Here is a 15919-nt window from a genome sequence, read left to right on the forward strand (position 1 = left end):
TCCGATTTAGAGCAGCTCATGCTCATGTCTAAGCTTCAGGCGGCTCCAGCGTCGTTCAATTTCATTTTCAAAATCCTGCAGCAGCTCCGCGTCCTTCACCAGATGCTTCGTTTTGCCCATACGCTTCAGCCAGTCGACCGCAGGAATGCGTTTTCCTTTATCCTCAGGGTTATAGGTGATGCGGGTGATGCCTTGTTCAATCTCATACAGCGGGAAAAAGCAGGAATCCACCACTGCCTTTACCAGCTCATTTCCCTGGTCATCCGGTGTTTTCCAATTGAGCGGACAGGCGCAGAGTATTTTTCCGTATGCGGTTCCGACATTGTTGGCGTACCACTGGGCTTTCGCCGCTTTTTGCAGCAGGTCCTGGGGATTGCTTTCCGCTCCGGTGAACACATAAGGGATGTTGCAGGCAGCGAGAATTTGGGCGGTATCCTTGTGGTGGCCTTTTTTGCCTTTTTGGGCTACGCCGACGCCTGAAGTACTGGTCATGTGGCCCACCGGTGTGCTGTAGGACAGCTGCGATCCGGTATTCATATAGCCTTCGTTGTCATATTCCAGAATGATCATTTTATGATTGCGCAGCGCTGCACCTACGGTGGCCCCCATCCCGATATCCATGCCTCCGTCCCCGGAGACCATGACAAAGGTGACATCATCCGCAACCTGGATTTCTCCGCGCCGCTTCAGTTCATAGAACGCATCCACCATACCCGCAAGTGTAGCCGCCCCGTTCTGGAACAGATTGTGCACGAAGGTCTGCTTATGCGAGGAATATGGATAGCTTGCAGTGACCACATAAGCGCAGCCGGTCTGGAAGAGCACAACCATATCCCCTTCGATTCCTTTAAAAAAGAGCTCCAGCGCAGACAGTGCGCCACAGCCGGGACATGCACCATGTCCGGGAGCGAGCCGGTGCGGCTTCACGGTCAATTGCCGCAGCGGCGGCAGCTTCACCTTGAGCAGTCCCGTTTCTTCATTCTGAGTGACTTGAATCAGCCCTGTGTTGTAGGCATTTCCGTGCAGCGGCTCCATTACGGGAGCGAGAGCATCCTTTTCCTCGCCCGGATAATAGCCGTAGTAGTCAAAAGGCTTCTCCGCATAGCTTTTTCCGGCCGCATCCATTGCCAGCTGGAAAAAAGCTGCCGCATCATCGGCATAAAAATCCTTGCCGCCCAGTCCAAAGATACGGGAGAGGACAATCGTGCTGTTATCGGGATCAACTTGCAGCGCCGAACGGATTTCATGGGTGAGATTTCCGCCTTGGGCACCGTAGGAATCAGCCCGTTCACCCACAAGCAGTGCTTTGACATTCTTAAGTGCAGCGCGCAGCTGTTCGGCCGGGAACGGACGGATGATGTTCGGCCGGATCAGCCCGGCCTTAATTCCTTTGGCACGGAGCTGGTCAACGGTATCTTTAGCTGTCTCTCCGGCGGAATTCAGCAGGAATACAGCGTATTCAGCATCTTCCATTCGGTACAGATCGAGCATCTTGTATTCCCTGCCGGACAGCAGCGCATAGTCCCTGGCAACTTCACTGTATACACCGCCCGCTTTCTCCAAAGCCTCGGACAGCTGGTAATGGTTGTTCAGCAGATCATCTCCGCCCATATGGGCGCCAATGGTTACCGGGCGGGACGGGTCGGACACATTCGGATAGCTGTGGTTCGGGTTAGGCCCGACAAAGCCTTGAACCACACTGTTGTCTTTAAAATATTTCACCTTGCGTTTCTGATGTGAGGTGAAAAATCCGTCATAAGCCACAATAACCGGCAGCCGTACCTCTGAGTGCTCGGCGATTCTAAGCGCCATAATGTTCATGTCATAGACCGCCTGCGGTGTACTAGCCGTCAGGATAACCCAGCCTGTGTTCAAGCCGTAATACAGGTCGGAATGGTCGCCGCGGATATCCAGCGGACCGCTGACTGCCCGGGTTACAAGGTTGAGCACCATTGGAAAACGGGTTCCCGACTGGGTGGGCAGCTGCTCCAGCATGTACAGGAAGCCTTGCGAGCTGGTTGCGTTGATCACCCGTGCTCCTGCCATCGCAGCTCCATAGCAGATTCCCGCCGAGCCATGCTCCCCGTCTGCGGCAACGAGCTGAATATCATGCTGGCCGCGTGCTTTCATCTGGTCGAGATATTGGGCAACCTCGGTCGAGGGGGTAATTGGAAAATAGCCCATCATATGATAGTTAATTTGAGCAGCAGCGGTTGCCGCCATTTCATTTCCTGATTCGAAGCAGGTGACCTGCTCAGCCGGCACCGCTCCGGATAATTGATTTTCACTAACAGCCATTGGTCGGTTCCTCCCTCTTTAATTAACAGAACACTTGGGCAACACGGTGCTGCTCGGCATATCCCGGCTCTTCACGAAGGCTGGTCAGCGCATCAGTCGGGCACGCTTCAATGCATTTCAGGCAGCCCTTGCAGTACTGGTAGTCGATGCCCTTCAGTACCTGCTGCAGGCGGCCGCGCTTATCGGCTTCCGCTTCCCATACAAAGCAGTAATCGGGACAGACATTATCGCAGGCTGCGCAGCTGATGCATTTCTCCGCATGGAACTCCGGCAGCAGTCCGGCCCGGGACCCGCCCAGATCCTTCAGAATACTGTTGCCCTGGGCCGTGATTACGCCGCCAGGCAGCTGTGTTTGATATCCAAGCAGCGATTGCACCCGCTTAAAGGGTTTGATCTGCGAACCCTCCGGTACCTCATAGGTCCTGAACTGCACTTCATTGTAGCCCCGGTCGAACGTGCGGAGATTGGGCTCCACGAGCTGCGGGTACTTTTTCTCAAAGGTCCGGCGAATCACGGTTCGCATCGCTTCAGGATCAAGGAAGTCACAGATGCGGAACATGGCGCCGAGCATTGCAGTGTTAATCTTGGTCTTCTCCTCCACCGCGATGCCCATCGCATCTATAAGGGCGACAGTACCGGATTCCACATTAAGACTGGTACGGACTTCATCAAAGCTGCGGGTCGTGTTGACCAGAATCACCCCGTCAGGCTGCAGCCCGCTGGCTACATTTACGATTTTGTACAGCGCTTCATGAAAAACAGCGATCAGATGCGGCTCCTCAATCGGGCTGTGATCCCTGATCTCAATCTCCGGATCACAAAACCGGACGAAGGTTTTAACAGGCGAGCCCTTCTTCTCGGAACCGTATGACGAGAAGTTAGCGGCATTGAAGCCCAGCTCCAGCGCTCCGGTCTCGGCCAGCATTTTACCGGCCAGATTGGCGCCAAGCCCTCCGATGGATTCCAGGCGGATCTCAAAGAAGCCGAGTGCATTTTTCTTGGTCAAGGTAGACAACGGATTTCCTCCTTAATAGTGAAAATATTCACTTACTGTTTTATAGTTGTACGTTATATCTGCAGTGATCCCCCCGGCTGAATTCCATCCGGTAACCGGAGACGGCGATCCGCATTTCGAGACAGCTGCGGCAATGCTCCGGTTCATCGCCCATGCAGATTTTTTGCTCATACAGCGCGTATTTGCTGCGGATCTGCAGTGGTGACAGGATGGGCATGACGACATTTGCACCTGACTGGAGCGCTTTTTCCCGGCCTGACGGGTCCAATGTGCCCATAGCAGTAGTTGCAGGCATTAGAGCATCCGGCACCATAAGCCTGGCCATGGCGATCATCACCAGCGTATCTTCCACCGTCCCGCCCGCCGCTCCGTTAAGCGGTGTAGCACTGTGCGGAATAAACGGGCCGATGCCGATCATCTCGGGCTGAAATCTTTTCACAAACAGCAGATCCTCGGCAAGGTGCCGGTGTGTCTGGCCGGGAAGCCCGACCATAAAGCCCGCCCCCACCTGATAGCCAATCTCCCGGAGGATACGCAGGCAGTCCATGCGATTATCAAACGACATTCCGGGATGCAGTGATTCATAGAGCGCACGGGATGCAGTTTCATGACGCAGCAGATAGCGGTCAGCTCCGGCATTATACAGTGCACAGTAAAAGGCTTCACTCCGTTCCCCGACTGACAGGGTGATTGCAGCATCCGGAAAACGCAGCTTCATCTCACGGATAATAGAGGTCAATACCTGCTCCGTATAGATGATATCCTCCCCGCTCTGCAGCACGAACGACCGGTAGCCCAGCTCATAGCCTTCCGCCGCGCAATCAAGAATCTCTTCCTCAGTGAGCCGGTAACGCTCTGCCCTGGAATTGGAGCGGCGAAGTCCGCAATACAGGCAGTCACGCCTGCAATAGCTTGAAAATTCAATAAGCCCGCGAGAGTAAACGCTTACACCATAATGCTGCTTACGGACTTCTGATGCCCGGCTGTACAGCTTCTTCTTCAGCTCAGGAGTCAGATGGCCGAGAAACCAGACTAACTCTTCTTCTGTCAATTCATGCTGTTCAGATAATTTGTCAAGCAATGCTTCCATTGTTCAGTGGCCTCCGTCCTTGCGGCAGGATTAAGCCATAGCAGATTGCTGTGCCCTCTGATTTGCTAAAATAATTTACTTGCTAAGAATACTCTAGACTATGCCGCAGCCGATGCTTAAATGCCGGGTTTTGTCTGCAGGTTATGATCTTTTTGGGAATTGTTGAAAAGTGTATGCATAACGGGTATGCCGACAGGGTTTGTCGGAGATGTGTCATTCTCAGTCCAATTGAGAATCGGGGCGGATTGCTTCTACTTAAATAGAACACAGCTAACGTAATCGAAGATTCCGCTCAGGGAATTGAACTATTTATGCCAAGCGGTATGGTTCCGCTTCAGTTTCGTTCCGCAATGCGGGCATTGCCGCAGTTCACCAGACGTAGAAAAAAAGAGATCGACGACAATCCGCATCACACAATGTTATATTTCCTAACACTTTTACAAAAAACCTCTTTAAAAAAAGCGTAAATACGAATTAATAAAAATTTATATGTCATGATTATTGACATTTTCAGTGTGACTATTTATATTGACAATATAAGATTTCAACGACACAGCATTGTGTCAAAGAAGGAAACAACGAGTTCTCACCACAATGTTGTGGCTGGACGGCTTGTTGAACCGGCAATCTTACATTAGATTATTAAGTCAGCTACGATGACGTGGCTGCAATTGGCAACGGGGCCGATTAACACAATCCGCAGGTATGCGGGTTCTGTCAGTCGGCCCTTTTTTGTCATTTTTATTACTTGGGTTTATTAAAAGGAGGATGTCAGCAATGGAAGCAAAAAGTTTTCGCAAGGCGGGTCATGCCCCGAGTCTGTTATCTGCTTTTTTGTACTTTGACGTAAGTTTTATGATTTGGGTGCTGTGCGGAGCGCTATCGCTCTACATTACCAAGGACTTCGGATTGTCAGATACCCAAAAAGCAGCCATGGTCGCCATACCTATCCTCGGCGGTTCGATCTTCCGGATTCCAATGGGGATCCTGGCAGACCGCATCGGGAGCAAAAAAGCGGGCCTGACCGGGATGTTTCTCACCATTATCCCCCTCCTGTGGGGCTGGCTTGGCGGAAGCAGCCTGCTGCAGATTCATATGATCGGTTTCCTGCTCGGTTTCGCAGGTGCAAGCTTTGCCGTATCGCTGTCCCTTGCAAGCCGCTGGTACCCTCCGCAATATCAGGGACTGGCGATGGGTATTGCCGGTGCAGGAAACAGCGGAACCGCGCTGGCCACCTTTTTCGGACCGCAAATCGCCCAGGCTTACGGATGGCACAGTGTGTTCGGATTCGCGCTGATTCCTCTGGGGATCGTAATGATTGCTTTTGCTATATTGGCTAAAGATGCTCCAAATGCCCCTGCACCCAAACCGCTCAAAGATTACCTCAGCGTCTTCAAGCATGCGGATACCTGGTGGTTCTCGATGTTCTACGCCATTACCTTCGGCGGGTTTGTCGGGTTTGCCAACTATGCGAGCATTTTCTTCTATGATGTATACGGCGACGGCGCACACCCAGGAGGGCTCACCAAAATCCAGGTAGGATACCTGGTCACCATTACAGTCGTCGCGGGCAGCTTCTTCCGGCCTTTAGGCGGATGGATTGCGGACCGGATTGGCGGCATGCGCCTGCTGCTTGTTTTGTACAGTGTAATTTCGGTATGTGCATTTGCGATTGCCTCAATGCCGGGTTCATTCCTGGTAATGCTGCTCTATACCAGCGTGATGATGGCCTGCCTCGGGATGGGGAACGGCTCGGTCTTTCAGATCATCCCTCAGCGCTTCTCCAGTGAGATCGGAGTCATTACCGGCATTGTCGGTGCTGCCGGAGGTCTTGGCGGGTATCTGCTGCCGACTTACGTCCTGGGCCCGTTAAAGCAGTCCACAGGCTCACAAGTTACCGGATTTCTCGTGGTTGGTTCCATTGTGCTTCTCACCACGCTAATCTTCTACGCTGTAACAAGATCCTGGAGAAAATCATGGGCGAAGGCAGAATCCGGGGTTAATTTCTAATCAGCTCGTACAGAAAACTTCGAGGTGGTGAACTCACATGACAACTGGCAAAGTTAAAAGCGTCTGTCCTTACTGCGGGGTTGGCTGCGGGATCATACTCGAAGTATCCGATAACCGCGTAGTCAAAATAACCGGGGATAAGGAGCATCCGGCCAATTTCGGCCGGTTGTGCACCAAAGGCAGCACTGCTGCAGCTGCGATTACAGAATCCGGCCGGATGGAGTATGCCTGCATCCGCCCCTCCCGGGGGACTAAACCTGTAAAAATGGAAATCAGTGCAGCCATCTCCGAGACCGCGAAGCGGCTGCGCAGCATTCTGGAGGAACACGGACCGGATGCACTCTCCGTCTATGTATCGGGGCAAATGTCGCTGGAGGCCCAGTATCTGATTAACAAGCTGGCCAAAGGCTTCATCCGGACGCCGAATATTGAGTCCAATTCACGTCTGTGTATGGCTGGTGCCGGCAACGGCTACAAGCTCTCCCTAGGAGCGGATGGCCCTCCGGGTTCCTATCAGGATATGGATCAGACCGATTTATTCTTCGTTATCGGCGCCAATATGGCCGATTGTCATCCCATTCTGTTCCTGCGGATGATGGACCGGGTGAAGAACGGCGCCAAGCTGATTGTTGTTGACCCCCGGCGGACGGCAACGGCCGAGAAGGCCGACCTGTTCATGCAGATCAGACCCGGAACGGATCTGGCCCTGCTCAACGGGCTGCTGCATCTGCTGGTTAAGAACGGCCATACGGACCCGGCCTTTATCTCCCGGTTCACCTTGGGCTTTGAGAGTATGGAGGAATTCCTGGAGGATTATCCGCCGGATAAAGTCTCCGAAATCACCGGCATCCCGGAAGCGGATATCCGTAAGGCAGCTGAGTGGATTGGTGAGGCTCCGGAGTGGATGTCCTGCTGGACCATGGGTCTCAACCAGAGCATTCACGGCACCTGGCACACCAATGCTATCTGTAATCTGCATCTGGCTACAGGAACTATCTGCCGTCCGGGGAGCGGCCCCTTCTCCCTCACCGGACAGCCCAATGCCATGGGCGGCCGGGAGATGGGCTACATGGGGCCGGGCTTGCCCGGACAGCGTTCTCTGGTGTCTGAGGCTGACCGCAGCTTCATAGAGAAGCTGTGGGAAATTCCCCAAGGTACTCTTCGGACAGATGTCAGCGGCGGTACCATCTCTATGTTCGAAAGCATGATCACAGGCAAGATCAAAGCCTGCTGGATTATCTGCACCAATCCGGTGGCTACCGTTCCGAACCGCAAGAAGGTCATTGCTGCCCTGGAAGCAGCGGAGCTGGTCATTACCCAGGACAGCTTCCTGGATACCGAGACCAACCGGTATGCAGATATCCTGCTGCCCGGAGCCTTATGGGCTGAAGGTGAAGGCGTGATGATTAATTCGGAGCGCAACCTGACCCTGATGCAGCAGGCCGTGAAGCCGCCTGGAGAAGCCATGCCGGACTGGGAGCTTATCGCCCGGGTAGCCGCTGAGATGGGTTATGCCGAGTCTTTTTCCTACTCTTCTTCAGCAGAGGTCTACGCGGAAATCCAGCAAGCCTGGAATCCGAAGACAGGATACGACCTGCGCGGAGCCACCTATGAACGGCTAAGAGAAACACCTGTGCAGTGGCCGAGTGCACCGGATCAGCCGAACGACCGGAATCCCATCCGGTATCTGAACCGTCAAGGCGGCACAGGACAGATTGACCATTCAGATCACATTTCTCCGGATCTCGTGTTCCCGACAGAAAGCGGAAAGGCTGTATTCTGGGCACGACCGTATATGCCGCCTGCAGAGCTGCCGGACAGCGACTATCCCTTTGTGCTGAATTCCGGCCGCTTGCAGCATCAATGGCATACGCTGACCAAAACAGGCAAGGTCCAGAAGCTCAATAAATTGAATCCGGGCCCCTTTGTGGAAATTCACCCGGAAGATGCTGAATCCCTGGGAATAAAAGACCGGGAGGAGGTAGAGCTCCGGTCGCGGCGCGGGCTGGCCATTCTTCCCGCGGTTCTTTCAGACCGCGTACGCCCCGGCAACTGCTTTGCCCCTTTTCACTGGAATGATGTCTTTGGGGTACAGCTGGCTGTCAATGACGTTACTAATGATGCCGTCGACCCTATGTCCTTGCAGCCCGAGTTGAAGTTCTGTTCGGTGTCTCTGGTCAAGGCAGCAGTTCAGCCTGGCGGGGAACTGCATACGCCGGCCAAAGACCAGAGTCCGGCTTCAAAGCCAGCAAGCACTGAGACTGTCCACCCTGAGGAGGCCGTAACGATGAAGCAGATCGACACACTCGCAGGACTGCTAGGGATTGAAGCCCCCGCAGCCCTGATTTTGGGATAGCCGCGAACAGGCATATCTGTCCGGCTTCCTCACCAGCTTGCGCACCGAGGCCGGACGTTCCGCTTCCGGCATCCCGGTTCTGCCGCCCACCGCACCTTTTGAAGTACCAACCCGCTTCTTTGTAGAAGGCCTGCTCGCGGGCATGTTCTCCCGTGCCCCGCTGTCCGGGGCGGAAGCTTACGCTGGAACTAATACTTTATCAGGACCATCCGCTTCGGATGCTGCCCCGTTACCGGAGAGTACCGCTGCAGCCAAGCTGCCGGTAACCATCTTATGGGCTTCACAGACGGGAAATGCGGAGGGTGCAGCCATTGACTGCGCCAGGAAGTTACAGCACGCCGGCTATGATGTAAGGCTCGTAAATATGAACCAATACTCCGTGAGCGACCTGGCCAAGAACCGGTTTGCCCTGTTCGTCGCCAGCACCTTCGGAGCCGGTGACCCTCCGGACAATGGCGAAAGCTTCTTCCAGTCCCTTCAGGCAGAGAATGCCCCGCAGCTTCAGAATCTGCGTTATGCCGTGCTCGCTTTCGGAGATTCCAATTACGATCTTTTTTGCGGCTTCGGGCGGAATCTGGACACCCGTCTAACCGAGCTTGGCGCGCAGCGGCTGCTTGACTGTGCCCATTGTGATACAGACTTTCAAGAGCAGGTGGATGCGTGGACAAATGATATCTCTGAACTATTGAGCGGATTTACAGGCAGCCCGAAGTCCGGTGTACCTGCCAAAGCAAGCAGTAATTCCTCCCCTCAGCTTGCCCTATCCGCTACGGATGCCTCAAGTTCAGAACCGCGCGGATATCACCGGAACCACCCTGTACCGTCCAGGCTGCTGTTCAAGCAGCATCTAAGCAAGGCCGGATCTGAAAAAGAAACCCGCCACTACGCCTTCGACCTTACGTCAGCCGGGGTCCGCTTCGAAGCCGGCGATGCTCTGGGCGTGTGGCCTGCCAACTGCCCGGATCTGGTCCGCGAGCTGCTGCATACGCTGGGCATTGATCCCTCTGCTCCAGTGCTTGTCAATGAGCAGGGAGAGATACCGGTGACCGAGGCACTGCTCCATCATTTCGAGATTGCCCGGGTGACACCGGATATGCTTCGTTTCATCCGTGACCGCTCTCAGGATGCCCGGTTAAGCAAGCTGCTAGACAATGAGAACCCGGCAGAGCTCAAGCAATGGCTGTGGGGCCGTCAGCTGATCGATGTGCTGCAGGAATTTAAGGTTTCGCTTAGCGCACAGGAGCTTGTCGAGCAGCTTAGGCCTTTGCAGCCCCGCCTCTATTCGATTTCTTCCAGCCCGAAAGCCAATCCGGACGAGGTTCATATTACCGTTTCCACTGTCCGCTACGAGAGTAACGGCAGAGCCCGCAAAGGAGTATGCTCCACCTTTCTCGCTGACCTTGCTACAGAGGATACGGACATTCCCATTTTCATTCAAAAGAATGCCCATTTCCGCCCGCCGGCTAATCCTGATGCCCCGATGATTATGGTCGGTCCGGGCACTGGCATTGCACCGTTCCGGGGCTTCCTGCAAGAGCGCAAAGCATCCGGGGCCAAGGGAAGAAACTGGCTGATCTTCGGTGAACAGCGGGAGGAAAGTGATTTCTATTTCCGCGAAGAGCTTGAGGATCTTCAAAAGGAAGGTTTCCTGCACCGGCTGGATACGGCCTTTTCCCGTGATCAGGCTGACAAAGTTTATGTACAGCACCGCATTCTTGAGCATGGAGCCGAGCTCTGGGCATGGCTTCAGGAAGGCGCGCACTTCTACGTATGCGGAGATGCCCAGCAAATGGCCAAAGCGGTAGAGGCCGCGCTGAGGATGGTTATCCAGCAGCACGGCGGCATGACAGCGGATGAAGCGAATCATTATGTAAAAGAAATGTCCTTATCCAAGCGGTATGCACGGGATGTTTATTAAGCAGACAGTGTTAGATCATATGGCAAAAAGATGCATAAAATCGTCCGGTAACGATCACTCTACAGGTTAGCGTCCTTACGGCGCGTTAATCACTGGAGGCGATATACAAATGGCAAAGCCGGATAACCGTGCAGACAATGTTGAACATTTACAGCAAAGCATTCAGCACACCATGCAAAACCTGCATGAAGCTGAAGACTATTTAAACGAGTTTTCTTCTGAAATCAGCGGCAAAGAACGTGAACAAATCGAGGCAAAGAACGAACGACGCCAAGAAAGCATCAAAGGCTTCCGCGAGGAAATTAAGGACGAAGCCGCGCATTCCGAGGAGTAGACAGCTAGTGGCGATGCCCCCCATTTTATTGGGGTGCATCGCCATTTGTTTAGTTCGGCCCTACGCTCATAAGGGCTGTTTCTCTTTACAGCTCTACTCTGCTTGTGAGGACGATAGGCCAAGAAAACCGTTACCTCTGCTGAAGTGTAGAGATCACGGTTTAGCTTGATAAATACATTAAAGTGCCGTCATCGTATTGGTCAAACTGCCGAGCTTTTCAATCTCAACCGTTACAACATCGCCAGCCTGCAGATATACCTGCTTCTCCGGCGGATAACCGAGAACTACACCCTCCGGTGTTCCAGTGAGAATGATGTCTCCCGGCTCCAGCGTCATATGCTGTGAGGCGTAGCTGATGATTTCATCGCAGTGGAAGATCATATCCGACGTGCTGGATGATTGCCGCATCTCACCGTTCACACTGCAGGATATCCGGAGATTGTTCGGCTCCCGTATTTCATCGGCAGTGACCAGATATGGACCCAATGGGGCAAACTTGTCACAGGTTTTGCCAAGCAGCCACTGCTGGGTCTTGAACTGCAGATCGCGGGCAGACAGGTCGTTCGCGCAGCAATAGCCGTAGACGTAATCCAGAGCCTCTTCTTTGCTCACATTGCTGGCTGTCCGGCCGATAACAATTGCCAGCTCCGCTTCGTAGTCCACCTGCTGTGATACTGCAGGCAGCGGCACCTCCTCCTGATGTCCGGCCAGTGCATTGTTAAATTTACTGAATAGAATCGGAGTCTGCGGGATCGGCGATCCAGTCTCTTCCGCATGCTTACGGTAGTTGAGGCCGACGCAGAGGATTTTGCTTGGACGGGTCACTGCCGGCCCGAAAGTTAGTCCATTTTCATCCAGCAGCAGATAGCTGTTGACCGGGTTACCGGTAACGAAACCGGCAAGGCTAGCCAGCCTATCGAGAACTGCATCTCCGCCTGAAATGGCCTGGTGGATATTTAAGCCGGCTAATTCCGCCTGACCGCCCGCTGCGGCAGCACCGGCAACATCCACAACCCCCGCATCCGTATGTATACCGAGCCGGTAACCACCATCTTGCACATAATTGAGCAGTTTCATCTTAATCTCTCCTCTCAGTTTTAGGAACTCTAGCCTGCTTTTAAAAAGAATAGCACAACCGCTGACATATAAATGCATGATTCACAACTAAACCTTTGCTGCTCAACTATGCAATTATTTAAAAAGCCTTCATTTATGCTCCTTCAGCGTTTCAATATTAATAGACTAATAGATGATACCATGAACAAGAACCCATGCATGGCATAATTTGTCTAAGTCCAGCACGTATCCTACAAAGCTACGATCAGGGTGGATAAATCTACCCGCTTTGCCTCATGCATTGACAGTGGCGAAAAAGGGTCGTTAAACTGGTCTTACAGGTCAAAAATGCGGAGGATTGCCGGTATGAGGAAGCTGCTGCTTTTTATGCACAAAATCCGCTTTAAAATGTTCGTCATCATTCTCGCCTGCATGCTGACGGTTGCGCTGTCCATCAGCCTGATTGCCTACCGGTATATAACCGATCTGCTGACCGAAAAACAGATGAGCCAGATGAAATCCTATTCTGACCGTCAATCCGAGCAGCTGGAGCGGATTCTGTCGGATATAAAAGCCCCGCTGGGCCAGCTGGCCGGAAAGCTGTCGGAGACCGACCAGTCGCGTGAAGGCGTTACCAATGTACTCCGTATGTACCAGTATTCCGTGTATCCATTTTCGAGAGGCATGTATTTCATTGCTCCGGACTACTCGATTTATGAAACTATACAGACCACTGTACTGCCGGAGTCCCTTATGGATAAGTTTTTTACCTCTGCCCGGACCTCCTGGACCTCTTTGCAGACTGCCGGTCCTTACCAGTCGGAGAATAAAGGACTTGTGCTGACGATTGCCGTAACCGTTTACAGAGGCATGGACATACAGGGCATTTTGGCTGCTGATATCGACCTGCTGGCCCTGAATGAGCTGATTGCGGGTATGAATCCGTCCCCCACCACCTCCACCCTGCTGTTCAACCCGGAGATCCAGCCGATCCTCAGCTCTGTTAAAGTACGGCAGGACGAATACAGCGGTCTTTTTCCCCAGATCAAAAGCTATCTTCAGCAGGAAGCCGACGGCGTTCTCCCCTTATATACGGAGGATGAGGAATTTGTGGCTCTGTTTGGCAGCCCTAACTCCCAGAATTGGCGGCTGGTCAGCTTTGTTGACAAGCAGGACATTCTCGCTCCAGTCACTCAGCTGCGGGTTTATGCCATCTATCTGGTGCTCTTTTTTATCCTGCTGTCGCTGATTATCTCCTTCTTCCTTGCCCGTTACATCGACGGACCGATCTCTGGCCTGATTCTGCAGATGCGCCGCATTCAAAAAGGAAATCTCGGGCTAAGGGTCCAGTTAAAGCGCAAGGACGAGTTCCGCACGCTGGCGGACTCCTTTAACGTCATGCTTGATCATATCGGCGAGCTGATTGACGACAAGCTGAGGATCGAAAAGATGAAAAAGCAATATGAGTTCCGGGCGCTGCAGGCCCAGATCAACCCCCATTTTCTATACAACACCCTTAATTCCATCAATGCCCTGGTGGACCTGAAGCGGACGGACGAAATCGCCAAGGTGCTGCATGCACTCGTCAATCTGCTGAATTATTCGATGGGTAAAGGGGAAGCACTGACCACGCTGGACAATGAGCTGCAGGGACTGAAGCATTACGTGTATCTGCAGCAGATACGCTACCAGAATAAATTTAATGTAACCTTCAAGATGGATGAGGACATACTGGATTGCCACATTCTGAAGCTGACCCTGCAGCCGATTGTGGAAAATGCCATTTTTCACGGAATTAAGGAAAAACGGCGCGGAGACGGGCAGATCATGGTAGGCGGCAGTTTGTACAAATCCAAGATTGTGCAGCTCTACGTTGAAGACAACGGCACCGGTATTCCAGCCGGGCGGCTTGCCGGTCTATTGGAGCCTTCTGACAATGATATTCATGCTGCTGAAGAGCTTCCCCGCTATTCATCAATGGGGCTTAGGAATGTTCATGAGCGGCTGCAGCTGCAGTTCGGAGAGGCTTACGGTCTGAAAATTGAAAGTACGGAAGGGCTGGGAACCAAAATCATCATTTCCTTCCCGGCGCTGAGAGGAGAACAGGCAGATGAGCATTAATCCGGTTGTACTCGACAAAATCCGCTGTATCGTTGTGGATGACGAGGCGCTGATCCGCGAGAGATTCCGTTATGCTTTTCCGCTGGAGGAGCACGGGTTTGAGATAATAGGCGAAGCAGAGGATGGTGAAGAAGCGCTGGAGCTGTGCAGACAGCTTAGTCCTGACATTGTTATTACCGATGTCGTTATGCCCCGGATGAACGGGCTGGAGCTGACGGAGGAGCTGAGACGGCTCATGCCTCGGGTTAAAGTGATTATTTTGTCGAGCTTTCAGGAGTTTGAATTTGCCCGTAAGGCAGTTATGCTTGGAGCGCTAGGCTATTTGCTGAAGGTGACCTCGGGTTATCAGGAGCTGTTGGAGATTCTGATTCAAGCGCGCTCTGAAATCGAAGCCGACCGGGAAAAGATGCTGCTATCGATTGAGGAACGCAAGCATCTGCAGGACAGCCAGCCGCTGCTGCGCAAACAGCTCATCCTCGATATCCGTTCCGGCGCCGTGCAGTCCCTCTCCAGGCTAAACAGTACCTGTGATTTCGTGAATTGGCATCGGCCAGAGGCGGCTTTTGTAATGGGAATGGTGAGCATCGACCGTTATAGCGCACTGTCCCGGACCTTTCATCCCAAGGATCTCTCCCTGTTTAAGTACGTGATGATGCGGCTTATTGAGGAGCTTGCTGACGGGAAGCTTTGCTGTAATGTTTTTGATTGGGAGCAGCAGAGTATCGGACTGTGGATTCAACTTTCTAAATCATGTGCTGATCCTGAGGAGAATAAGCTGTTCTATGAAAATATTTTGCATCATGCTAGAAAATATTTGCCGTTCACTGTTTCTGTCCGCATAAGCACTGAACACCGCATGGAGGCCTATCCGGAAGCTTGGCCGGCATCGTTCGGGTCCGCCTTTGGCGAGTTAGAGGAGTTGAAGGCTGAGTTGTTCTATCAAGGGCACGGTGGGCTGCATGTTTACGGTGCCGGGTTATTTGCGGGACAGGAGCCTTTACAAAGGGAACAAGCTGCTGCACGCCGCACTTATAACCCCGTTTTGCCTGAGCTTCCCGACTCTGCTGAACGGCTTGCCGGCTGGAGTGATCCGTCACAGCTTCAGCGGCTGGTGTATGACGAATACATACGTCCGGTTACCCGGATGCATCTCCGGCCTGCTGAACTGCTGCGCTGGATGGAGGAACTGGCCGTGCGCTGGACTACGGCAGATGCTGATTCCCGCAGCCGGTTTCACTCTGAGCTCGGCGGGATCGAAACGATCTTCGACGCCGAAGAATTTCTGCTGCGCCTGTTCCTGTGGAAGCAAAGCACCAGTCAGCTGTCCTTCGACCAGCCTGTGCAGCGCAGCGAAATTCAGAAGGCGCTGGATTACGTCGCCAGGCATTTCCGGGAGCCCGTCAGTGTGGCGGATATCAGTGAATATACAGCCATCAGCCCGAACTATTTCAGCCATTTGTTCAAGGCACAGACCGGTATTAATTTCTCCGATTACGTGACCCGCTACCGGATTGAGAAATCCAAGCAGCTGCTGCGTGAAACAGATAAGCAGATTGGCGAAATCGCCGAACAGGTCGGCATTCCCGACTACAAATACTTCGCCCGGATCTTCCGCAGACTGGTCGGCAAGACGCCCAGCCAATATCGGGAGGAGGAAGGCTTCCATAAGGGCAAATCATAGTGTGAAGATAAAAGGAGCACTCCCTCTGTGTATTGGGGAG

The 15919-nt window shown here is 53.1% G+C and carries 10 protein-coding genes; 6 read left to right on the top strand and 4 right to left on the bottom strand.

Going from position 1 to position 15919, the window contains the following annotated elements; genetic code table 11:
• Positions 1–6: 6 nt before the first annotated feature.
• The 3 genes from AWJ19_RS13590 to hydE are packed head-to-tail and all read right to left on the bottom strand — an operon-like array spanning position 7 to position 4403.
• Positions 7–2298, bottom strand: a complete 2292-nt coding sequence (locus AWJ19_RS13590; protein WP_068724445.1) for a thiamine pyrophosphate-dependent enzyme — start codon at positions 2296–2298, stop codon at positions 7–9.
• Between the two features lie 22 nt (positions 2299–2320).
• Complete coding sequence (locus AWJ19_RS13595; protein ID WP_068724447.1) at positions 2321–3313, bottom strand: 2-oxoacid:acceptor oxidoreductase family protein; 993 nt, start codon at positions 3311–3313, stop codon at positions 2321–2323.
• 40 nt (positions 3314–3353) lie between these two features.
• The gene (gene hydE / locus AWJ19_RS13600; RefSeq protein ID WP_068724449.1) at positions 3354–4403 is read right to left on the bottom strand and encodes a [FeFe] hydrogenase H-cluster radical SAM maturase HydE; all 1050 of its coding nucleotides are present in this window, start codon (positions 4401–4403) and stop codon (positions 3354–3356) included.
• Between the two features lie 777 nt (positions 4404–5180).
• On the opposite strand from hydE, the gene AWJ19_RS13605 reads away from it, so the two are divergent.
• From AWJ19_RS13605 to tlp, 4 genes are all read left to right on the top strand, one after another.
• On the top strand, positions 5181–6413 hold the full coding sequence (locus AWJ19_RS13605) for a nitrate/nitrite transporter (protein WP_068724451.1): 1233 nt from the start codon (positions 5181–5183) through the stop codon (positions 6411–6413).
• Between the two features lie 37 nt (positions 6414–6450).
• On the top strand, positions 6451–8769 hold the full coding sequence (locus tag AWJ19_RS35825; protein WP_198536558.1) for a nitrate reductase: 2319 nt from the start codon (positions 6451–6453) through the stop codon (positions 8767–8769).
• A gap of 37 nt (positions 8770–8806) precedes the next feature.
• The gene (locus AWJ19_RS35830) at positions 8807–10687 is read left to right on the top strand and encodes a sulfite reductase subunit alpha (protein ID WP_198536559.1); all 1881 of its coding nucleotides are present in this window, start codon (positions 8807–8809) and stop codon (positions 10685–10687) included.
• Between the two features lie 109 nt (positions 10688–10796).
• Positions 10797–11021, top strand: a complete 225-nt coding sequence (gene tlp, locus AWJ19_RS13615) for a small acid-soluble spore protein Tlp (protein ID WP_068724453.1) — start codon at positions 10797–10799, stop codon at positions 11019–11021.
• A 177-nt stretch (positions 11022–11198) separates the two neighbouring features.
• On the opposite strand, the gene AWJ19_RS13620 is transcribed toward tlp, so the two are convergent.
• Positions 11199–12098 carry a fumarylacetoacetate hydrolase family protein gene (locus AWJ19_RS13620; protein ID WP_068724455.1) on the bottom strand — a complete coding sequence of 300 codons (900 nt, stop codon included), beginning with the start codon at positions 12096–12098 and terminating at the stop codon, positions 11199–11201.
• Between the two features lie 345 nt (positions 12099–12443).
• On the opposite strand from AWJ19_RS13620, the gene AWJ19_RS13625 reads away from it, so the two are divergent.
• Both AWJ19_RS13625 and AWJ19_RS13630 read left to right on the top strand, forming a co-directional pair.
• Complete coding sequence (locus tag AWJ19_RS13625; RefSeq protein ID WP_068724457.1) at positions 12444–14198, top strand: histidine kinase; 1755 nt, start codon at positions 12444–12446, stop codon at positions 14196–14198.
• Positions 14188–15879, top strand: a complete 1692-nt coding sequence (locus AWJ19_RS13630; RefSeq protein ID WP_068724459.1) for a response regulator — start codon at positions 14188–14190, stop codon at positions 15877–15879. The genes AWJ19_RS13625 and AWJ19_RS13630 overlap by 11 nt, the downstream gene beginning before the upstream one ends.
• The last annotated feature ends 40 nt before the right edge of the window (positions 15880–15919 follow it).

The sequence above is a fragment of the Paenibacillus sp. DMB5 genome (assembly GCF_001517085.1).
GTDB lineage: Bacteria > Bacillota > Bacilli > Paenibacillales > Paenibacillaceae > Paenibacillus_AQ.